Annotated in this window: 16 protein-coding genes; 9 read left to right on the forward strand and 7 right to left on the reverse strand. The window is 64.4% G+C overall.

The window, feature by feature from the left end; all coding sequences use genetic code 11:
- Nucleotides 1–147 precede the first annotated feature (147 nt).
- The gene (gene serB / locus ACODS1_RS07385; RefSeq protein ID WP_489085119.1) at nt 148–1362 is read left to right on the forward strand and encodes a phosphoserine phosphatase SerB; all 1215 of its coding nucleotides are present in this window, start codon (nt 148–150) and stop codon (nt 1360–1362) included.
- A gap of 63 nt (nt 1363–1425) precedes the next feature.
- Here serB and ACODS1_RS07390 read toward each other — a convergent pair whose 3' ends face one another.
- The 5 genes from ACODS1_RS07390 to ACODS1_RS07410 all read right to left on the reverse strand — a co-directional run bounded on the left by ACODS1_RS07390 (nt 1426) and on the right by ACODS1_RS07410 (nt 8827).
- A complete protein-coding gene (locus tag ACODS1_RS07390) occupies nt 1426–3495 on the reverse strand; it encodes an EAL domain-containing response regulator (RefSeq protein ID WP_322979777.1) in 2070 nt (689 codons plus the stop codon).
- Between the two features lie 64 nt (nt 3496–3559).
- Nucleotides 3560–5365: a molecular chaperone gene (locus ACODS1_RS07395; RefSeq protein ID WP_489085120.1), complete on the reverse strand. Its 1806-nt coding sequence runs from the start codon at nt 5363–5365 to the stop codon at nt 3560–3562.
- Between the two features lie 173 nt (nt 5366–5538).
- Nucleotides 5539–6405: an archaetidylserine decarboxylase gene (asd, locus tag ACODS1_RS07400; protein ID WP_489085121.1), complete on the reverse strand. Its 867-nt coding sequence runs from the start codon at nt 6403–6405 to the stop codon at nt 5539–5541.
- A 17-nt stretch (nt 6406–6422) separates the two neighbouring features.
- The gene (locus ACODS1_RS07405) at nt 6423–7238 is read right to left on the reverse strand and encodes a rhodanese-like domain-containing protein (RefSeq protein ID WP_489085122.1); all 816 of its coding nucleotides are present in this window, start codon (nt 7236–7238) and stop codon (nt 6423–6425) included.
- Between the two features lie 65 nt (nt 7239–7303).
- Complete coding sequence (locus tag ACODS1_RS07410; protein ID WP_489085123.1) at nt 7304–8827, reverse strand: HDOD domain-containing protein; 1524 nt, start codon at nt 8825–8827, stop codon at nt 7304–7306.
- A 119-nt stretch (nt 8828–8946) separates the two neighbouring features.
- Here ACODS1_RS07410 and motA point away from each other — a divergent pair, with 119 nt between their 5' ends.
- Both motA and motB read left to right on the forward strand, forming a co-directional pair.
- Complete coding sequence (gene motA / locus ACODS1_RS07415) at nt 8947–9798, forward strand: flagellar motor stator protein MotA (RefSeq protein WP_322979772.1); 852 nt, start codon at nt 8947–8949, stop codon at nt 9796–9798.
- A 3-nt stretch (nt 9799–9801) separates the two neighbouring features.
- On the forward strand, nt 9802–10833 hold the full coding sequence (motB, locus tag ACODS1_RS07420; protein ID WP_489085124.1) for a flagellar motor protein MotB: 1032 nt from the start codon (nt 9802–9804) through the stop codon (nt 10831–10833).
- Here the strand turns inward: motB and rsgA are convergent.
- Nucleotides 10827–11858: a small ribosomal subunit biogenesis GTPase RsgA gene (gene rsgA, locus ACODS1_RS07425; RefSeq protein WP_322979770.1), complete on the reverse strand. Its 1032-nt coding sequence runs from the start codon at nt 11856–11858 to the stop codon at nt 10827–10829. The genes motB and rsgA overlap by 7 nt on opposite strands.
- Before the next feature lie 88 nt (nt 11859–11946).
- On the opposite strand from rsgA, the gene ACODS1_RS07430 reads away from it, so the two are divergent.
- Both ACODS1_RS07430 and orn read left to right on the forward strand, forming a co-directional pair.
- Nucleotides 11947–12741: a class I SAM-dependent methyltransferase gene (locus tag ACODS1_RS07430; RefSeq protein ID WP_489085125.1), complete on the forward strand. Its 795-nt coding sequence runs from the start codon at nt 11947–11949 to the stop codon at nt 12739–12741.
- Between the two features lie 31 nt (nt 12742–12772).
- Nucleotides 12773–13315 carry an oligoribonuclease gene (gene orn, locus ACODS1_RS07435; RefSeq protein ID WP_489085126.1) on the forward strand — a complete coding sequence of 181 codons (543 nt, stop codon included), beginning with the start codon at nt 12773–12775 and terminating at the stop codon, nt 13313–13315.
- Nucleotides 13316–13358: 43 nt separating this feature from the next.
- Here orn and queG read toward each other — a convergent pair whose 3' ends face one another.
- Complete coding sequence (gene queG / locus ACODS1_RS07440; protein WP_489085127.1) at nt 13359–14432, reverse strand: tRNA epoxyqueuosine(34) reductase QueG; 1074 nt, start codon at nt 14430–14432, stop codon at nt 13359–13361.
- A gap of 61 nt (nt 14433–14493) precedes the next feature.
- Here queG and ACODS1_RS07445 point away from each other — a divergent pair, with 61 nt between their 5' ends.
- The 4 genes from ACODS1_RS07445 to mutL are packed head-to-tail and all read left to right on the forward strand — an operon-like array spanning nt 14494 to nt 19769.
- Nucleotides 14494–15993, forward strand: a complete 1500-nt coding sequence (locus ACODS1_RS07445; protein WP_489085128.1) for an NAD(P)H-hydrate dehydratase — start codon at nt 14494–14496, stop codon at nt 15991–15993.
- Nucleotides 15981–16448 carry a tRNA (adenosine(37)-N6)-threonylcarbamoyltransferase complex ATPase subunit type 1 TsaE gene (tsaE, locus tag ACODS1_RS07450; protein ID WP_322979765.1) on the forward strand — a complete coding sequence of 156 codons (468 nt, stop codon included), beginning with the start codon at nt 15981–15983 and terminating at the stop codon, nt 16446–16448. The genes ACODS1_RS07445 and tsaE overlap by 13 nt, the downstream gene beginning before the upstream one ends.
- Before the next feature lie 10 nt (nt 16449–16458).
- Nucleotides 16459–17889 carry an N-acetylmuramoyl-L-alanine amidase gene (locus tag ACODS1_RS07455; protein ID WP_489085129.1) on the forward strand — a complete coding sequence of 477 codons (1431 nt, stop codon included), beginning with the start codon at nt 16459–16461 and terminating at the stop codon, nt 17887–17889.
- A complete protein-coding gene (gene mutL / locus ACODS1_RS07460; RefSeq protein WP_489085130.1) occupies nt 17889–19769 on the forward strand; it encodes a DNA mismatch repair endonuclease MutL in 1881 nt (626 codons plus the stop codon). The genes ACODS1_RS07455 and mutL overlap by 1 nt, the downstream gene beginning before the upstream one ends.
- Nucleotides 19770–19805: the final 36 nt, after the last annotated feature.

A 19805-nucleotide genomic window follows, 5' to 3' on the forward strand; every position in this document is an offset into this window, starting at 1 on the left:
GCGAGTCCGATCAGAATGCTCATTTACAACACGTAAACTGCGTTTCTTCGCCTGTTTTTGCCTTGCGCTGACTGCCTCGTCTACGTTTTTAGAGACACCCCTGTGCGGCCCGGCCTCACCTCAAACATCTGCCTTGGAGGGTGCGCCTTGCGCGAAATCGTCCTGATCAACATCACCGGCGAAGATCGCCCCGGGCTCACCGCAGCCATCACCGGCGTCCTGGCGCAGGGCGGGGTGAACATCCTCGACATCGGCCAGGCGGTCATCCATGACACCCTGTCGTTCGGCATTCTCATCGAGATTCCCGATAATGGCCGTTCGCAGTCGGTTCTCAAGGATCTGCTGTTCACCGCTTACGAACTCGATCAGCAGGTGCGTTTCACCCCGGTCTCCGAAGCTGACTATCACCAGTGGGTCAATGGCCAGGGCAAGGCGCGCCATATCGTCACCCTGCTGACGCGCAAGGTCAGTGCCGAGCAATTGCAGCGGGTCAGCGCGATCACCGCCAAGTACGACCTGAACATCGACCATATCGACCGTCTCTCCGGGCGCATGCCGCTGGACATGCCGGCCGAGCAGGGCAAGGGCTGCATCGAGTTCTCCGTGCGCGGCGAGCCGGCCGACCCGGTGGCGCTGCGCGCCGAGTTCCTCAGCGTGGCGCAGGAGCTGAACGTCGACATCGCCTTCCAGCGCGACTCGGTATTCCGCCGCAATCGCCGCCTGGCCGTGTTCGACATGGATTCGACGCTGATCGAGGCCGAGGTCATCGACGAGTTGGCCAAGGCTGCTGGCGTGGGCGAGCAGGTCGCCGAGATCACCGAGCGCGCGATGCGTGGTGAGCTGGATTTTCGTGCCAGCTTCAAGGAGCGCCTGGGCCTGCTGCGAGGGCTGTCGGAAGACGTGCTGGAAGAAATCGGCGCCTCGCTGCGCCTGACCGAAGGTGCCGAAGTGCTGTTCGCCGAGCTCAAGCGCCTGGGCTACAAGACGGCGATTCTCTCCGGTGGCTTTACCTATTTCGCTCGGCAGTTGCAGGCCAAGCTGGGCATCGACTACGTATTCGCCAACGAATTGCAGATCGAGAACGGCAAGGTCACCGGCGTTGCTGTCGAGCCCATCGTCGACGCGCAGCGCAAGGCCGATCTGCTGCGTGAACTGGCCGAGAAGGAAGGGCTGCAGCTGGAGCAGACCATCGCTGTGGGCGACGGCGCCAACGACCTGCCGATGCTCGGGCTGGCGGGCCTCGGCGTAGCATTCCGCGCCAAGCCGTTAGTCAAGCAGTCGGCCAAACAGGCCATCTCCACCCTCGGCCTGGACGGCATTCTCTATCTGCTCGGCTTCCGTGATCGCGAGGGGCAGGAATAAGCGCCACGTTCTTTCGGCAACGAAAAAGCCGCCTGAACAGGCGGCTTTTTATTGGGCAAGGGTTTATTCGTCGCCCGCGGAGAAGTCGTAGTCCATCGACTGACTGGGGCCTTGCAGGTAGTAACCCTGAATGAAGTTGACCCCGGCCTGCCACAGCGTCGCCAGCACGCTGGCGCTTTCCACGAACGGCACGATGGTCAGCTTGGCCTGGGCATGCAAGCTGCTGAGCAGCGTCTTCAGCGCTTCCTGGCTGTCAGCCGTGCTGAGATCCTGGGTGAAGGAGCCATCGACTTTGACGAAGTCGACATGCAGGTGCTTGAGCGTATTGAACGGATTCAGCGCACAGCCGAACTGGCTCAGGGCGACCTTGCAGTGCAGTTCCGCCAGGCCCTGGGTAAGCGCCTTGGCCTGTTTCAGGTAGGCGATGGCATCCGGCTCGCTGAACTGGAAAGCCAATGAATCGGACGGCAGACGCGCGGCCTTGAGCGCCACGCTGAGCCAGGGCAGCAGGGTTTGATCCTGCAGGCTGGCGGACGACAGGTGGACGAACAGGCGGGTGTTGTGGCCTCTGGCGCGATGGTCGGCGAGCAGCTTGATGGAGTTGAGGATCACCCAACGGTCGATCTTCTCGCCCAGGCCTGCATCACGAGCGGCCGCCAGGAACTGCGCCGGTGGTACTTCCTCACCTTGCGGGCTGAGCAGGCGCAGCAGCACTTCGTAATGTTCGTTGGCGTCGCCGCGCAGGCTGATGATGGGCTGGAACAGCAGGCGGAAACTGTTGTTTTCCAGCGCTTGCTGCACCATCGCCAGCAGGTTGCCACGGTTGGCAGCGGCGGCCAGCTCTTCGGCCGGGTTGAACAGTTTGACGCTGTTGCCCTCGGCGATCTCGTCGGCGCAGCGGTGAGCGCGATCCAGCACGACCTGGGCCTTGGCGGTCTTTTCGCTGAGGCCGGCCACGCCGATGGACAGGGTGGTCTGAGCGGTGCGGCCACTGATGTCGAACAGATGACCTTCGACCTTTTTCAGCAACTCCCTGAGATTGGCCTCGCACTGCTCGGGCGTACGTCCCGGCAGGAGGGCGGCGAACAGGTCGTCACCGAAGCGGGCCAGTTGCGTCTCGGCTGGAAAGTGCGCGCGCAGCAGGCCAGCCAGGTCGGTGAGCAGCAGGTCGATGCCGGCCAGGCCGATCTCGCCCTGCAGGCCGGTGTAGCGATCGACACGAATATAGGCCAGGGTAGACGGCTGGCTGGCGTTGACTGCGCGCTCTGCCGCGGCATCCATCAGCTCGAGGAAGTGCGTGCGGTTGAACAGTCCGGTGACCAGATCCTGGCTGCTGATCTCGCGCAGCTTTTCTTCCAGTTCGGCGTTCGAGGTTTCTGCGCGGATGACCACCTGGATGCAGGGTTCGCCATCGTAGGTTGCTGGCGAGAAGTTCATCTGCGCGGCGAAGCTGCTGCCGTCGGCGCGTACGCCCTGACAGTTGAGGTCGGCGTTGCCGTCCACGCTCTGGTAGTGCTTGAGGAAGTCCTTGAAGCTGCTTTGGTCGGCGCTGGCGATCAGGTCGATCATCGGCATGCCTTCCAGCTCGTCGGCATCTTCGTAGCCGAACAGCTCCAGATAGGCGCGGTTGGCGTAGATATGCATGCCATCGTGCACGTAGGTGATGGCGTCCACCGAGCTTTCCAGCAGCAACTGGCAGCGTTTTTCCGCCTCGCGCAGCGCAACTTCGGCGGCGCGGCGGGCGCGGCGCTCCTCAAGGCTGGCCAGCTCACGCTTGGCCACCAGCACCAGACGCTCGTCCTCGCCCTGCGGCAGGGCGTCCTGGGCGCCGAACAGCATGGCTTCGGTAATGGCTTCGGAGTCGTTGCCCTCCACCAGCTGGATTACCGGAATGTCCTTGGCCTGGCGGCGGATGGCGTTGATCGCTTCGCTCGGTTCGAGGTGCTCACTGCTGGGGGCGCAGATCAGCAGATCCCAGCTCTGTTTCAGGACTTCGGCGAGGTCCTCGCTGGAGGTCAGTCGGTGCACGCGCGTGGCATGGCCGGCATTGCGGAACAGGCTGACCAGGCGCTCGGCCTCGTTCTGCGAATCCTCAAGAATCAGCAGACGGATGGTTTTCTTGTCGATTGCCATAGAAGTGGGTCAATACCGCGCCGAGCGGGCGCGAAAAGGCGACGAAAGGTGGAGTTTCGGCAGCCTACAGCGACTTCCAGAGCGAGTCAAAATCTTCCTCCCCAGCCGGCTTCTGGCTTTGCGAGGCTGTGACAGGCTTCCCGGCAACGCCCTCGTCGCTGCCCACTCGATGGTATTCGAACTGGCTAAAACTGCCGGTACTGACCTGCCTGCGCGTGAGCACGGCGCGGTGCTCGTCACCTTGATTGTTGATCAGCACCTTGCTGCCCTCCTGGAACGGCAGGCGCGGTGTGATCAGGCTAGCCGGGCGCGAGATGGCGGCGATTTCCGGCAGCAGCAGGGCGCGCAGGTACTGGCTGTTCTGTTCCGCCTTGCGCACCAGTTGCAGACCGCAGGGTTGCGCGTGGGGTGCGATCAGCTCGATGCCCATCTGCGTGCCGCCGCCGCGTACCTGGCGGATCCAGCGCACGATGGCCACGCTCCAGCCCTGGCTGGGGCTGTCCTGAATGCCGAGCAGTTCGCCGGCCTGCAGCTGGCTGGGGACTTCCTTGGGCCACGACAGGCAGTAACCACCGGGGCTGTGATTGACGATGGCCAGCGGGTAGGTGGGATAACTCTCGGTATTGGTGTCGACCTGCTCCTGCTGCTCGCCCGGCGTGACCTTGGAGTACTGGATTTCCTCGAAATGGATCTCTTCGGTCGAGGTGCGCTGTGCATCGAATGCACCCGACCAGATATCAGGTTCGCCGGTCGACGGCTTGAACACGGCCGCGCCCACTTCGACAGGCCGCTTCAGTACTTCGGCGAAAGAGCGGTTGCCGGCCAGGAAGAAATGCAGGGCGGTCATGCCGATGCACAGGGTCAGGTTGCCTTGTGCCGGCGTGCGCTGGAAGGTGCGCTCGGCGATATCGCCCCAGGCCGCCGCCACATGTTGCAGCAGATCCAGACTCACGCCTTCGGGCACTGGCAGCGAGGCGCTGCTGCGCTGATCCTCGGGCAGTGCCAGATAACTCTTGAGGGCCTCGACCAGCGGTTGGGGATCGATGCCGAGCAGGTTGTGCAGCTCGCCGCTCTGGTAGAGCGACTTGTAGCGTGGCGGGCCATCGACTTGCGGGGCGAGCACGAACAGGCTGCTGGGTTGATCCCCCGACTGCAGTCGAACCAGTCCGCTCCAGGACTCCAGTGCCTCGGCCAGGCGCGCGATGCCACTCTGACGCATCTGGTTGGTGCGTGCGCAGCCCAGCAGCAGGGCGATGATGTAGGTCTGCTCCGGGCTCAGGCCCTGCACATGGCGCACCAAGGGGTCGCGTATCGCCTGGCGCTGCAGGCGTTGCTGGGTGGCGATCCGATAGAGCTGGTGCAGTTCAAGCCAAAGACCTTCAGGAACAGGGCAATACAGTTGGCTGGCGCGGATCAGCGGGGCGCACAGGCTGTGCATGGCACGCTGCAGGGCAACCGCCAGCAACTGGTCGCGATCCTTGCCGGTGCGGTCGATGATCTGGGTGATGATCAGCTTGTAGCCGATCGCCAGGTGATTCTGCAGCGCCTGGCAGAGGTTGGCGACCTTGCGCGGGCGTTCGTCGAGGACGATGGCCTGGTTGAGGAAGTGGCGCTCCAGATGCTGACAGACGAAGTAAACCTCGGGGCGCAGCAGTTCCAGCTGTTGCAGGCGATTGTCGAAGGGCGTCTGCAGTTGATTGAGTTCGACCAGGCTCTGGTAGAGCTGGCGAGCGGTTTCGCCGATGTTGGCCTTGGGCAGGGCCGAGATCCAGCGCTTGAGGTCACGCGGCGTACCGTCGCAGAAGCTCAGGCTTTGCTTGTCTGGGGTGGGAACGCGTAACGAAAGCAAATTGGAACTCTGTCTATCCATCAAACTCGGAGGCTCCGGGCCACAATAAGGCGGGCGACTTCAGGGCTGGTGACCCACTGGTTCCCGAACTCTAGCAGCATCTGGCGCCTGTGGCAGCCCATCCTGGAGATGGGGTGCCGCGGCGAATGAGCGCTTTGCATCCCGGCGAGCCTCTCGCCGGGGTGCTCGTGGTGTCATGCGTCGTTGCTGGGCGCGCCCATGAATTGCCCCATGCGTACGGTGCTGCCCGCGGTCAGTTCGCGGGCCCACTCGACCTGCTGCGGGCCGAACAGAACGATGGCCGTCGAGCCCAGCTTGAAGCGACCCATTTCGGCGCCTTTATCCAGTTCGATCGGCGCGCGTGCGGCGGCGTCGTAGCCAGTGACCTTCAGCTCGCGCTTGGGCGGGGTGATCAGGCCGGCCCAGACGGTTTCGATGCTGGCGACGATCATGGCACCCACCAGCACCACGGCCATGGGACCACGCTCGGTGTCGAACAGGCACACCACGCGCTCGTTGCGGGCGAACAGCTCGGGCACGTTTTCCGCCGTGGTCTGGTTTACCGAGAACAGCCGACCCGGCACGTAGACCATCTCCCGCAGAGTGCCGGCCAGCGGCATGTGCACGCGGTGGTAGTCCTTGGGCGAGAGGTACACGGTGGCGAACTGACCACCCATGAAAGGCGCTGCCCGTTCGGTGTCGCCACCCAGCAGCTCGACGGCGCTGAAACTGTGTCCCTTGGCCTGGAAGATGCGGCCATGCTCGATAGCGCCGAGCTGGCTGATGGCGCCGTCGGCCGGGCAGAGGATCGCCCCCGGCGTTGGGTCCAGCGGGCGTGCGCCTTCTTTCAGGGCGCGGGTGAAGAACGCATTGAAATGCTCGAAGGCTTGCAGGTCTTCGATCTGGGCTTCGCTCATGTTCACCTGGTACTGCTTGGCGAACCATTTGATCAGAGGGTTCTTCAGCCAGCCGATGCGGCATTCGGCGACGCAGCCGATCAGGCGCGACAGCAGGTGATGCGGCAGCAGGTACTGGCTGAGAATGAAGAGACGTTGTTTCATCGTGTTTCCTTGAGGTTTCAGTGCTCGATCGGGGTGTCGGGCAGGTTGCCCCATTCCGACCAGGAGCCGGCGTAGGCCTTCACTCGGGGATAGCCGAGCGCCTTGGCGACGACGTAGGTAAAGCCCGAGCGGCGGTGGGTCTGGCAGTGGGTGATCACTTCCTTGTCCGGGGTGATGCCGAGATCACGTAGAACCTCGGCGATATCGGCGCGGATGCGCAGGTCGCGCGCGGCATCCATGCCGGCGGTCCACTCGAAGTTGATGGCGCCCGGGATGTGGCCGGCACGCGCGGCGCTGACCTTCTCGCCGCGGTATTCGTCCGCGCCACGCGCGTCCCATATGGCCAGGTCGGACGCGCCGAGGCGTGCTTGCAGGTAAGCCCGCGTGGCGGTGGGCGCTTCGCTGAGGGTCAGTTGCGCGGGGGTGTCGTGCACTGCCGGCACCTGCGTAGACAGGGGGCGGTTCTCGCCCATCCAGGCGCGCAGCCCGCCGTTGAGGAAGTGATGGCGGGGGTGGCCGATCACATCCAGCAGCCAGATGAAACGCCCGGCCCAGCCACCGCCTTCATCGTCATAGACCACGTAGGTGGCGTCAGGGCGATGCCCCAGCTCGCTGAACAGCGCTTGCAGCTGTTGCAGCTCCGGCACCAGGCCGGGAGCCGGTGGTTGGCCGAATTGGGTGCGCTTGCTGTCGACCCAGCGGGCGCCCGGAATATGCCCCTCGGCATAGCGCGCGGCGCTGCTCAGGTCGACCAGGATCAGTTCTGCTGCGTCCAAGCGGGCGGCAAGATCGGCTGGTTCGATGACCAGCGGCAGCGTGGCGAAGGCGGACATGGAGCCTCCTCGATTGGAAAGCTGGGGATTGTAGCGGAAAGCCCGGATGCAGGTGCTCTCTGCCGTCAGCGCGGGCGCTTGGCAAAATGGCTCAGCGCGCGCTCGATGCACTGCACCGTCTTGGTGAAGGCCTGCAGGCTGATGTCGTTGAACGCTCGTCCGCCCTGATCGGCGGCCACCAGCATGACCACGCGGCCGTTGCTGGCAATCGAGCGCAGCAGCAGATGTTCGCTGGGGAACAGGGCTTTTAGGCTACCCGGCAGCAGTGCCGAATACTGCGCCGCATTCTCCGGGCTCAGGCGCAGTTGCCCGGGTTGGGCAAGCAGGCGCCGGAGGATCTGGCTATTGCTCGGATCCAGGCTCAGAGCCAGGGCGGCTTTATCCAGGCCAGCTATCTGCTGAACCTGCAGGCGGCTGTGCTGGCGGTCGGCGAGGAGCAGGAGCACGCGTTGCATGCCGCAGTCCTGCAGCGCGTCGCGGGCGCAGGCGGTCAGTTGCAGCACGTTGGGGAAGTCGCTCGGCTCGGCGAGCAGGCGCTTGCAGTGCTGGCGCCAGGTCTCCAGCGCCGGTGGTGTTGAGGGGCGTTCTGCGGCTTTGCTGGGTCGCAGGCGGCGCGCCGACCAGGGCCAGAGTAGCGACTGCGCCGGATGCCAGAGGGCCGGGTCATGAAGCAGGCGGGCGCTGCTGACGGCGTGCTGGTGCACTTCCTGCTGCACCTCGCTCAGTGGTATCTGCAAATACAGGCCTACCAGACGCTGCCAGCGCAGGCTGTGGTCGGTGTTCCACGCCTGGTGCGCCGACACGGCCAGGCCATTGGCCAGCAGCACGCAGTTGCCGGGATGGGTGAGCCAGTGGCGCAAGGGGACGTTGGCGTCCAGCATCTGCTGTTGGTGCAGCGGGTGTTCGTTGTCGCGCGCGATGTGCAGCGCCTTGACCAGTTGCCGCCGGTCGCGCGCCAGCAACTGATAGCTGCGCACGATCCATTCCGGTAGGCGCCAGCGTTCGGCCAGCTTCAGGCACAGTTGAATCAGGGGCACGCCGAGAAGCTCGCGCTCGACCTTGGCCGGTGCTTCGCCCTTGACCAGTACGCGCTGTTCCCAGGTTTCGAATAGATGCGGGTATTTGCCGAGCAGTGGCCACAAGGGTGCAAGAAACAGCAGGCTGCAACCATGCAGTTCACTCCAGAGCCGCGCCAGGCGTGAGCCGAACAGGCCGCGTGCCTGCTGGCTGGCATGGCGGCTGATCAGCAGGATCTGCCGCAGCGCTAGGGGAATCTCTGCCTCGGGGAGCGCCGGTGTCTGCGCCAGCAGGGCTTCACAGCGTTTCAGGCCCAGGCGTGCCAGCGCGATCTCCAGGCTGTCCGCGGGTTCGCTCAGGCTGCTGGAGGACTGATTGGCCTCGCGCAGCACTTGCAGGGCGAAGGTGGGGCAGAGTTCGATCTGGTCGGCGATGTCGCGCCAGTTCTTGCGCCCGTCGCTGAGCGTACGACGCAGGCGAGTGTGCTGTTCCTGCTCGATTGGCAGGCACAGTTGGCCCAGCTGTTGCAACCAGGCATCGAGACTGCGTGGCATGGGCGTGGTGATCGGCATGGTGAAGTTGAGCCAAACTGGCTTTTGACCTTAACTGGCTATAGTCTGGCGTATAAGTTCCGATAATTAGAAGAGCTGTTTTTAATAACCCGTTTTCCTGGCTCTACAAGCGTTCCTTTATGGCAAAAATCATAGGCATCATCGTCGTTTTCGGCTGCGTATTCGGCGGGTTCATATTGTCTGGTGGTCAGTTGATGGCCCTGGTGCATCCCTTCGAGGTCATGATCATCGGCGGTGCGGCGTTGGGTGCGTTCCTGCAGTCCAACCCGGGCAGCATGTTCATGCTGGTGTTCAAGAAGTCGCTGAGCATGTTCGGCACGCGCTTCACCCACACCTACTACCTCGAGGTGCTCAAGCTGCTCTACGAGATCCTCAACAAGAGCCGGCGCGAAGGCATGATGGCCATCGAGGCCGACGTCGAGGATCCCAACGCCAGCCCGATCTTCAGCAAATACCCCGGTGTGCTCAAGGATGCGCGGATGACCGCGTTCATCTGCGACTACCTGCGCATCATGTCGTCCGGCAACATGGCGCCGCATGAGCTGGAGGGCCTGTTCGACATGGAGCTGGCCAGCCTCAAGGAAGAACTGGAGCACCCGGCTCATGCGGTGGCCAAGGTCGCTGACGGTATGCCGGCGATGGGGATCGTGGCAGCGGTACTGGGTATCGTGATCACCATGTCGATCCTGGCCGAGGCGGACAACGCGCAGATCGGTGAAAAGGTCGGTACCGCGCTGGTCGGTACCTTCCTCGGCATTCTCGCGTCCTACGGCTTCTTCGGCCCGCTGTCGGCGGCGCTGGAACATGACGCCAAGGAAGAGGTGAACCTCTACGAAGCGATCAAGGCCAGCCTGGTGGCTTCGGCGTCGGGCATGCCGCCGAGCCTGGCGGTGGAGTTCGGTCGCAAGGTGCTGTACCCGGCGCATCGTCCGAGCTTCAGCGAGCTCGAACAGGCCATGCGCGGCAGCTAAGCGATGGAAAACAACCAACCCATCATCGTCAAACGGGTCAAGAAGACCGCGGGCGGGCACCATGGCGGTGCCTGGAAGATCGCCTTCGCCGACTTCGCCACGGCCATGATGGCGTTCTTTCTGGTGATGTGGCTGATGTCTTCGGCCACGCCGGAGCAGAAGCGCGCGATCTCCGGCTACTTCCAGGATCCGATCGGCTTCACCGAAAGCGCCAGCCCCTACGCCATCGATCTGGGAGGCACGCCGACTCCAGCACCGGAGCGCACGCTCAACCCGGACATCTCCGAAACGCCGGAAAGTCAGCCGGACGAGACGGCAGTGAGTGCCGATCAGGTCGAGACCTTGGCTGACAAGATGGAGCGCGAGCGTCTGGAGCTTTTGCTGCAGGAACTGCAGAACAAGGTCGAGGAAAATCCGGAGCTGCAGCGCTTCAAGGATCAGATCCTGTTCGAGATCACCCAGGATGGCTTGCGCATTCAGATCATGGATGCGGCGAACCGGCCGATGTTCGCCCTCGGCAGTGCCGAGCTGCAGCCCTACTTCGAAGACATCCTGCTGGCCATGGCCGATACCATCAAGGCAGTGCCGAACAAGATCAGCGTCAGCGGCCATACCGACGCCAAGCCGTTTTCCGGGCGCGGAGATTTCGGCAACTGGGAGCTATCGGCCAACCGTGCCAATGCTGCGCGGCGTACGCTGGTCGCCGGTGGCTACCCGGACGAGCAGGTGGCGCGCGTGGTGGGTTATGCCTCGTCGGCGTTGTTCGACCGCGAAGATCCGCTCAATCCGGTCAACCGCCGTATCGATATCGTCGTGCTGACCAAGCGTGCCCAGCGCGACATCGAAGGTGAGCAGGGCGGTGACACACCGCCCGCCGAGGGTGGTGCGGCACCAGCTGCACCCGCTGGCGCGGACGGCGCCACGCCGGCCAGTGGCGCGCCGGATGCTGACGCCTTGCCGGCGGATCAGTTGCGCCAGCGGCTGAATATCTTCGAGAGCAGCAAGAGCCCGCTCGACCAGCTTAATCGTCAGTAATCGTCTTCGGGCAGGCTGGCGATGATGTGCCGGTAGCTGGCCATGCGCTGCGGCTGAACGCGGCCGTCCTCCAGTGCCTGCAACAGCGCACAGCCGGGTTCGCGGTCATGCTTGCAGTCGCGGAAGCGACAGCGGCCGAGCAGGTCGTGGAATTCGATGAAGCCGGCCTCCACGTCATCACGGCTGACATGGCCGAGGCCGAACTCGCGGATGCCGGGGGAGTCGATCAACTGACCGCCGCCGGGGAAGTGGAACAAACGGGCCGTTGTGGTGGTGTGAGTGCCCTTGCCGGTCAGTTCCGACAGTGCGCCGACGCGGGTGTCGACGCCTGGTAGCAGGCCGTTGACCAGCGACGACTTGCCCACGCCGGACTGGCCGACGAAGACGCTGACGTGGCCGTCCAGGCGTTTCTTCAGTTGCTCCATGCCGTCGCCCTGGTGGGCCGATACTTCCAGTAGCGTATAGCCGAGCTGGCGATAGACGCCGAGCAGGGCATTGAGCGCCTGGCTGTTGCCGGCATCGATCAGGTCGGCCTTGTTCAGCAGCAGCAGCGGTTCGATACCGGCGTGCTCGGCAGCGACCAGGTAGCGGTCGATCAGATTGGCGTGCGGCTCGGGCAGTGGCGCGAAGACGATGACGATCTGGTCGACGTTGGCGGCCACCGGTTTCAGTTGGCCGCGCATGTCCGGGCGGCACAGCTCGGTGTTGCGCGGCAGTTGCGCGACGATCACGCCATCGCCCTGATTGCCTGCGCGCCAGACCACCTGATCGCCGGTCACCAGTGCCGGCAGGTTGGCGCGCAGGTGGCAGCGAAACACCTGGCCGATGCTTTCGCCCTGCAGCGCCTCGACCTCCACCTGAACGCCAAAGTGAGCGATCACCAGGCCGGTTTGCTCCGGGCCCAGGTCGCCACCTTCCAGTGCCTCGACGGCCCGCGATTCGCGTTTGGCGGCGCGGGCAGCGCGCTCGCCCTGGATCTTTTCGATGCGCCAGCTCTGGCGGCGGTTGAGTTGGCGTTTGGCCATGGAGCATCCGGGTGGTGGAGTGTCTGTCGCGGCGAGTTTAGCATGGCGGCTCGCTGCCCATTCGCTCTCCTCCCGCCTGGACTGCACCATGCACAACGACGCACATTCAGCCTTCATTCGCTTACCGCTGTTGCGCGCGCTGCTGGCGCAGGGCATTGCGCTCGCGCTGGTGGTGGTGACGGTCTATCTGCTGGCGCTGCTGCCGTGGCGACTGTCGCTGTTCTCGGTGGCCTTGCTGCAGGGGGCGCTGGCAGCGCTGATCGGCTGGCGCCTGGGGCTGTCGCGCTGGTGGTCATGGATCAACTTCGCCTTCCTGCCGGCGCTGTTCGTGGCGCAGCAGGTCGGGTTGCCGGGCTGGGTCTACCTGCTGGGCTTCGTCGTGTTGCTGCTGGTCAACTGGAACAGCCTGCGCGAGCAGGTGCCGCTGTATCTGACGGGGCGTCGCGCGCAACAGCAACTGCAGTTGTTCTTGAGCGAATGCGAGCCGCCGCTGCGTTTCGTCGACCTGGGGTGTGGCACCGCCGGCACCTTGCTGGCGCTGGCGCGACGCTTTCCGCGCGGGCAGTTCGTCGGGGTGGAGACCGCGCCGCTGGTATTTCTCTGCGCATGGCTGCGTTGTCTGCTGCAGGACAACTGCCAGATTCGCTACGTCAGCCTTTGGCAGGTGGATCTGGCGGCATTCGATGTCGTTTATTGCTTTCTCTCGCCGGTGCCCATGCCGCGCCTGTGGGCCAAGGCGCAAGCCGAGATGCAGCCTGGGAGCTGGCTGATCAGCAACAGCTTCGAAATTCCCGGTGTGCCGACTGATCGTGCACTCGCCATCAACGAAGGGCGGCAGACTCAGTTGCTGTTGTGGCAGATGAAGGGGGTGGATATCCGCTAGACTGGGCGCCTGAGCCAAGGAGCCTCCCATCATGCAGAACCCCAACAACCTGATCTGGATCGACCTGGAAATGACCGGCCTGGAGCCGGAGCGCGACGTGATCATCGAAATGGCCACCATCGTCACCGACAGTGAGCTGAATGTGCTGGCCGAAGGCCCGGTGATCGCCGTCCACCAGAGCGACGAAACCCTGGCCGGCATGGACGAGTGGAACACCCGTACCCATGGCCAGAGCGGCCTGACCCAGCGTGTGCGCGAAAGCCGCATCGACACCGCGGCGGCCGAAGCGCAGACCATCGCCTTCCTCGAGCAGTGGGTGCCGAAAGGCAAGTCGCCGATCTGCGGCAACAGCATCGGCCAGGATCGACGCTTCCTCTACAAGTACATGCCGGCGCTGGAAGCCTACTTCCACTACCGCTACCTGGACGTGTCGACACTGAAGATTCTCGCCGGCATGTGGGCGCCCGAGGTCAAGGACAGCTTCCAGAAAACCGCCACCCACCAGGCGCTGGACGATATCCGTGAGTCCATCGCCGAGCTGCGGCATTACCGCCAGCACTTCCTCAAGGTGTGAATGAGCGAGCCCGGCGTGTCATGCGTGCCGGGCTATAAGGCCTCTACTTGCTGCTGATTTTCTCATGCTGGTTGAGCGCCCACTGCACATGCTCGCGCACCAGCTCCGAGGGATGCTCGCGGCGCGCCTTGAGCGCTTCCAGCACCACAATGGTCGAGGGTGCATTGCCCAGGCCGACCGCCAGGTTACGCAGCCAGCGCTCGTAGCCGGCGCGGCGCAGTGGCGAGCCCTCGGTGCGGCTGAGGAACTCATCTTCCGTCCATAGAAACAGCTCGGCCAGGCCTGCATTGTCCAGGCCGTGGCGCGGCTGGAAGTCGTCCTGTTCGGTCGGTCGGGCGAACCGGTTCCACGGGCAGACGATCTGGCAGTCGTCGCAGCCGAACACGCGATTGCCGATGGGCGCACGCAACTCCTCTGGGATCGGGCCTTTCAGTTCGATGGTCAGGTAGGAGATGCAGCGCCGTGCGTCCAGGCGATAAGGCCCGGCGAAGGCGTCGGTCGGGCAGATATCCAGGCAGGCACTGCAGCGCCCGCAATGCTCGCTGCCGTGGGCGGCGTCCACTGGTAGCGGCAGGTCGACGAACAGCTCGCCGAGAAAGAACCAGCTACCGGCCTTGCGGTTGAGTACCAGGGTGTTCTTGCCGATCCAGCCGAGCCCGGCCTTCTCCGCGATGGCCTTTTCCAGCACTGGCGCGCTATCGACGAAGGCGCGATAACCGAACGGGCCGATGGCCTGCTGAATGCGCTCGGCCAGTTGCTGCAGGCGCTTGCGGATCAGCTTGTGATAGTCGCGGCCCAGGGCATAGCGGGAAATATAGGCCTGCTCGGGTTGGGTCAGGCGCTGGCTCATCTGCGTGTCGCCGGGCAGATAGTCCATGCGCAGTGACACCACGCGCAGGGTGCCTGGCACTAGTTCGTCCGGGCGCGAACGCTTGCTGCCGTGGGCCGCCATGTAGTCCATCTCGCCCTGGAAGCCGGCGTCCAGCCAGCGCTGCAGGTGCGCTTCGTGCTCACCCAACTGCACATCGGCGATGCCGACCTGCTGGAAGCCCAGCTCGCGTCCCCAGTCCTTGATGGACTGTGCCAGGGTATCGAGGTCGAGGTTGGATAAGGACATGGGGCGGGCGCGGACGGTGGAGGTGCGTATAATTCTGCCAGACATCCGCCGCGAGCGAGCCATGCATCCGCAATCCACGTCCTTACCTTGCAGCCTGCACAGTGCCGAACAGGTACGTCAGCTCGATGCTCAGTTGATCGCCGCCGGCACGCCCGGCTTCGAATTGATGACCCGTGCCGCCCATGCTGCCTGGCGTGCGCTACGCAGGCGCTGGCCCGACGCGGGTGAGGTCACCGTGTTCGCCGGATGCGGCAATAACGCGGGTGATGGTTACCTGATCGCCGCGCTGGCGCAGCGTGCCGGCTGGCGTGTGCGTGTGTTGGCTGTCGGCGATCCTGCTCGGCTGGCTGGCGACGCTGCGCTGGCGCGTGATGAGGCCGTGGCGGCGGGCGTGCAGGTGCTGTCCTGGCGGGCCGATCTGCCTCAGGCGGGTGTTGTGGTCGACGCGTTGCTGGGCACTGGCCTCAGTGGTGTCGTGCGTGAGCCTTATGCCGCAGCCATCGCCGCCATCAACGCCAGTGGCCTGCCTGTGCTGGCGGTAGACATTCCATCCGGCCTGCATGCCGATACCGGTGCCGTGCTCGGCAGCGTGGTGCGCGCGCAACTGACGGTGACCTTCATTGCTTTGAAGATCGGCCTGCTGACGGGCGAAGGGCCAGCCTGCACCGGTACGTTGCAATTCGATGATCTGCAGGGTGAACCCGATTTGCTGGCACAGGCGCCGAGTGTGGCGCAGCGATTGGACGTTGGCGTGTTGCCGCGTCTGGCGCCGCGCTCGCCTACCACGCACAAGGGCCAGTGCGGCCATGTGCTGGTGGTTGCAGGCGACTTGGGGATGGGCGGCGCGGGGCTGCTCAGCGCGGAAAGTGCGCTGCGTGCCGGTGCCGGCCTGGTGTCATTGGCGACACGCAGCGAGCATGTTGCGGCGGCCCTGGTTCGCCGGCCGGAAGTCATGACCCAGGGCATGCTCTCCGCCAATCAGTTGCTGCCGTTGGCGCAGCGCGCCGATGTCGGCGTGGTTGGGCCCGGCCTGGGGCAGGGCGCTTGGAGCCTCGGCCTGCTGTCGGTGATGGCCGCCACCGAGATGCCGCAGGTGTGGGACGCTGACGCGCTCAATCTGCTGGCCGCCGGGCGTTGTCGCGCCCCGGTGCTCGGGGTGATCACGCCGCATCCGGGGGAGGCGGCACGTCTGCTGGGGATCTCTACCGCCGAGGTGCAGTCCGACCGTCCAGACGCCGCCCGCCAATTGGCCGCACGTTATGGCCTGGTTGTCGTGCTCAAGGGCGCCGGCAGCCTCATTGCCGCGCCTGATGGTCGCCTGGCGCTCTGTGATCGCGGGCATCCCGCCATGGCCGGAGCCGGGCTGGGCGATGTGCTGGCCGGTCTGGTCGGTGCGTTGCTGGCGCAAGGCATGCAGCCTTTTGAGGCCGCGTGCCTGGCCGTATGGCTGCATGCCGGCGCCGGTGAGCAACTGGGCGCACAGGGGCGCGGTCTGGCAGCGGCTGATCTGCCGACAACCATTCGTCTATTACTGGAGGAGTTCTGTCCTTGTCTGAATTGAGGCTGCAGGCCGCCGACGAGGCGTCCATGCTGGAGCTGGGAGCGCGCCTGGCCGAGGTCAGTGGTGGCGTCGGTATCATCTACCTGCACGGTGATCTCGGCGCCGGCAAGACCACGCTGTCACGCGGCATTCTGCGCGGCCTGGGGCATGCCGGGGCGGTCAAGAGCCCGACCTTCACCCTGGTGGAACCCTACGAGATCGGCGATGTGCGAGCCTTTCACTTCGACCTGTATCGCCTGGTCGATCCGGAGGAACTGGAGTTTCTCGGCATTCGCGATTACTTCGAAGGCGATGCCTTGTGCCTGATCGAGTGGCCCCAGCGTGGTGCGGGCGTTTTGCCAAAGCCGGACATGGACATTACCATTAGCCCCCAAGCGAGCGGCCGCTCGCTATTGCTGCAAGGGCATGGGGCACGCGGGGATGCCTGGTGCAACGCGCTGGCCAGCAAGATATAGAGAAGATTCGATGGGGTTGGTTATGCGCATAGGCGCGCTGGTTACCGCTGTGATGCTGTTGTGGGCGGCCCTGGCTGCCGAGGCGTTGGCTGCTTCCGATGTGCGCAGCGTGCGTCTGTGGCGCGCGCCGGACAACACCCGCCTGGTGTTCGACCTGTCCGGCCCGGTTCAGCACAGTGTGTTCACGCTCGCCGCGCCGGATCGCATCGTCATCGATATCTCCGGAGCCAAGCTGGCGACCAACCTCGAACAGCTTTCGCTTGCCAATACCCCGATCACCAGCATCCGCTCGGCGCAACGTGATGCAGATAACCTGCGCGTGGTGATCGATCTTTCCGCCGCGGTCACGCCGAAAAGCTTCTCCCTGGCGCCGAATCAGCAATATGGCAATCGCCTGGTCGTCGATCTGTTCGATCAGCCCAGTGCGGCAGCATCGGCTACGCAGCCTCCGACCCCGGTGGCCAGCGAGCCGCCACTGCCGGTGACCCCGACCCAGGCACCGCCAAAACTCACCCCTGTGCCCAGTGGCAAGCGTGACATCGTCATCGCCATCGATGCCGGACACGGCGGTGAGGATCCGGGCGCGCTGGCCCCGGTCAAGGGGCAATACGAGAAGAACGTGACCCTGGCCATCGCCAAGGAACTGCAGCGGCAGATCAATGCTGAGAAGGGTTTCCGGGGTGAGTTGGTGCGCACCGGGGACTATTTCATCCCGCTGCGCAAACGCACCGAGATCGCCCGCAAGAAGGGCGCTGACCTGTTCGTCTCCATCCATGCCGATGCCGCGCCGCGTTCGTCCGCGTTCGGCGCCTCGGTGTATGCGTTGTCCGAGCGCGGTGCCACTTCGGAAACCGCGCGCTGGCTGGCCGACGCCGAAAACCAGTCTGACCTGATCGGCGGCGCGGGCAACGTCAGCCTCGATGACAAGGACAAGATGCTTGCCGGGGTGCTGCTGGATCTGTCCATGACCGCGTCGCTGACATCCAGCTTGAACGTCGGCCAGAAAGTTCTGAACAACGTCGGCCGCGTCACGCCGCTGCACAAACGGCGTGTCGAGCAGGCGGGCTTCATGGTGCTCAAGTCGCCTGATATTCCCTCGATCCTGGTGGAAACCGGCTTTATTTCCAACCCTAATGAAGCCAAGAAGCTGCACAGCTCCGGTCACCAGCAGGCGCTGGCGCGTTCCATCACCAGCGGGGTCAAGCAGTTCTTCCACGAGAATCCACCACCAGGAACGTACGTCGCCTGGCTGCGTGACGAGGGCAAGCTGGCCATCGGCCCGCGCGAGCATCGGGTGTCGTCCGGTGAAAGCCTGGCGCTGATCGCTCAGCGTTATCAGGTCAGCTTGTCGGCCCTGCGCAGCGCCAACAACCTCAATAGTGACGTGATCAAGGTCGGCCAGACCCTGCAGATTCCTGCCACTGCGCTGGCTGCTCAATGATGGGTGAACCAAGTCGCATCCACCTGCTGACCCCGCGCCTGGCCAACCAGATTGCCGCCGGTGAGGTCGTCGAACGCCCGGCCTCGGTCGCCAAGGAGTTACTGGAAAACAGCCTGGACTCAGGTGCCCGGCGTATCGACGTCGAAGTCGAGCAGGGTGGCGTCAAGCTGCTCAAGGTGCGTGACGATGGCAGTGGCATTGCCCCGGATGACCTGCCGCTGGCGCTGGCGCGTCATGCCACCAGCAAGATCCGCGAACTGGAAGACCTCGAGGCCGTGCTCAGCATGGGCTTTCGTGGTGAGGCGCTGGCTTCGATCAGCTCGGTGTCACGCCTGACCCTGACCTCCCGCACGGCCGATGCCGAGCAGGCCTGGCAGGTCGAGACCGAAGGACGCGACATGGAGCCGCGTGTGCAGCCCGCGGCGCATCCGGTCGGCACCTCGGTGGAAGTGCGAGACCTGTTCTTCAATACCCCGGCGCGGCGCAAGTTCCTGCGCGCCGAGAAAACCGAATTCGATCACCTGCAGGAAGTGATCAAGCGCCTGGCCCTGGCGCGTTTCGATGTGGCCTTCCATTTGCGCCACAACGGCAAGACCGTGTTCGCTCTGCATGAGGCGGGTGATGAAATGACCCGCGCGCGGCGTGTGGCTTCGGTCTGCGGCCCGGCCTTTCTCGAACAGGCGTTGCCCATCGAGATCGAACGTGGCGGCCTGCGTTTGTGGGGCTGGGTCGGGTTGCCGACCTTCTCACGCAGCCAGGCGGATTTGCAGTATTTCTATGTCAACGGCCGCATGGTGCGCGACAAGCTGGTCGCCCATGCCGTGCGTCAGGCCTATCGCGACGTGCTGTTCAACGGTCGGCACCCGACCTTCGTGCTCTTTCTCGAGATCGACCCGAGCACGGTCGACGTCAACGTGCACCCGACCAAGCATGAGGTGCGTTTTCGCGATAGCCGCATGGTGCACGACTTCCTCTACGGCACCTTGCACCGAGCGCTGGCTGATGTGCGTCCTGACGATCAGGTTGCGGCGCCGGCTGCCGTGGCGCCGGTGGTGCGTGCAACCGGTGCGGCGGCGGGTGAGTTCGGCCCTCAGGGTGAAATGGGGCTCGCAGCCAGCGTGCTGGAGGCTCCGGTGGCCAACCCTCAGCCGGCTTGGCGAGGTGCTGGTGCGGGTTATCAGGCCTCTGTCAGCAATTCAGGTGTGCCGGCTGCCGAGGCGCAGGCGGCTTATCGGGATTATTACGCGCCCCTGCCTACGGCGCCGATGCAGGCCTTGCCGCAGGAGCAGGGCGACATACCGCCGCTGGGGTATGCGGTGGCGCAGCTCAAGGGTGTCTACATCTTGTCCGAGAACGCCCAGGGCATGGTCGTGGTGGACATGCACGCCGCGCATGAGCGCATCACCTATGAGCGCCTCAAGCAGGCCATGGCCAGCGAAGGATTGCGCGGCCAGCCGCTGCTGGTGCCGGAGTCGATTGCCTTGAGTCAGCGTGAGGCCGATTGTGCCGAGGAACACGCCGATTGGTTCCAGCGCCTTGGCTTCGAGCTGCAGCGTCTGGGTGAGGAAAGCCTGGCGATTCGTCAGATTCCGGCGTTGCTCAAGCAGGCACAGGCCACCCAACTGGTGCGCGATGTGCTTGCCGACCTGCTCGAATACGGCACCAGTGACCGCATCCAGGCCCACCTCAACGAGTTGCTGGCGACCATGGCCTGTCACGGTGCCGTGCGTGCCAATCGGCGGCTGACCCTGCCGGAAATGAACGCACTGCTGCGCGACATGGAACAGACCGAGCGTAGCGGCCAGTGCAACCACGGGCGCCCGACCTGGACGCAGCTGAGCATGGATCAGCTCGACAAATTGTTCATGCGCGGCCAGTAATTGAACTACTGAGGCCCTGTCGTCAGGGCTTCTTCC

The organism is Pseudomonas sp. FG29, from assembly GCF_057809355.1.

What these genes read in the sequence shown, in the direction of transcription:
- ACODS1_RS07390 (WP_322979777.1), bottom strand. Translation starts at nt 3,495, where the DNA reads ATGGCAATCGACAAGAAAACCATCCGTCTGCTGATTCTTGAGGATTCG.
- ACODS1_RS07395 (WP_489085120.1), bottom strand. Translation starts at nt 5,365, where the DNA reads ATGGATAGACAGAGTTCCAATTTGCTTTCGTTACGCGTTCCCACCCCA.
- asd (WP_489085121.1), bottom strand. Translation starts at nt 6,405, where the DNA reads ATGAAACAACGTCTCTTCATTCTCAGCCAGTACCTGCTGCCGCATCAC.
- ACODS1_RS07405 (WP_489085122.1), bottom strand. Translation starts at nt 7,238, where the DNA reads ATGTCCGCCTTCGCCACGCTGCCGCTGGTCATCGAACCAGCCGATCTT.
- ACODS1_RS07410 (WP_489085123.1), bottom strand. Translation starts at nt 8,827, where the DNA reads ATGCCGATCACCACGCCCATGCCACGCAGTCTCGATGCCTGGTTGCAA.
- motA (WP_322979772.1), top strand. Translation starts at nt 8,947, where the DNA reads ATGGCAAAAATCATAGGCATCATCGTCGTTTTCGGCTGCGTATTCGGC.
- motB (WP_489085124.1), top strand. Translation starts at nt 9,802, where the DNA reads ATGGAAAACAACCAACCCATCATCGTCAAACGGGTCAAGAAGACCGCG.
- rsgA (WP_322979770.1), bottom strand. Translation starts at nt 11,858, where the DNA reads ATGGCCAAACGCCAACTCAACCGCCGCCAGAGCTGGCGCATCGAAAAG.
- ACODS1_RS07430 (WP_489085125.1), top strand. Translation starts at nt 11,947, where the DNA reads ATGCACAACGACGCACATTCAGCCTTCATTCGCTTACCGCTGTTGCGC.
- orn (WP_489085126.1), top strand. Translation starts at nt 12,773, where the DNA reads ATGCAGAACCCCAACAACCTGATCTGGATCGACCTGGAAATGACCGGC.
- queG (WP_489085127.1), bottom strand. Translation starts at nt 14,432, where the DNA reads ATGTCCTTATCCAACCTCGACCTCGATACCCTGGCACAGTCCATCAAG.
- ACODS1_RS07445 (WP_489085128.1), top strand. Translation starts at nt 14,494, where the DNA reads ATGCATCCGCAATCCACGTCCTTACCTTGCAGCCTGCACAGTGCCGAA.
- ACODS1_RS07455 (WP_489085129.1), top strand. Translation starts at nt 16,459, where the DNA reads ATGGGGTTGGTTATGCGCATAGGCGCGCTGGTTACCGCTGTGATGCTG.
- mutL (WP_489085130.1), top strand. Translation starts at nt 17,889, where the DNA reads ATGGGTGAACCAAGTCGCATCCACCTGCTGACCCCGCGCCTGGCCAAC.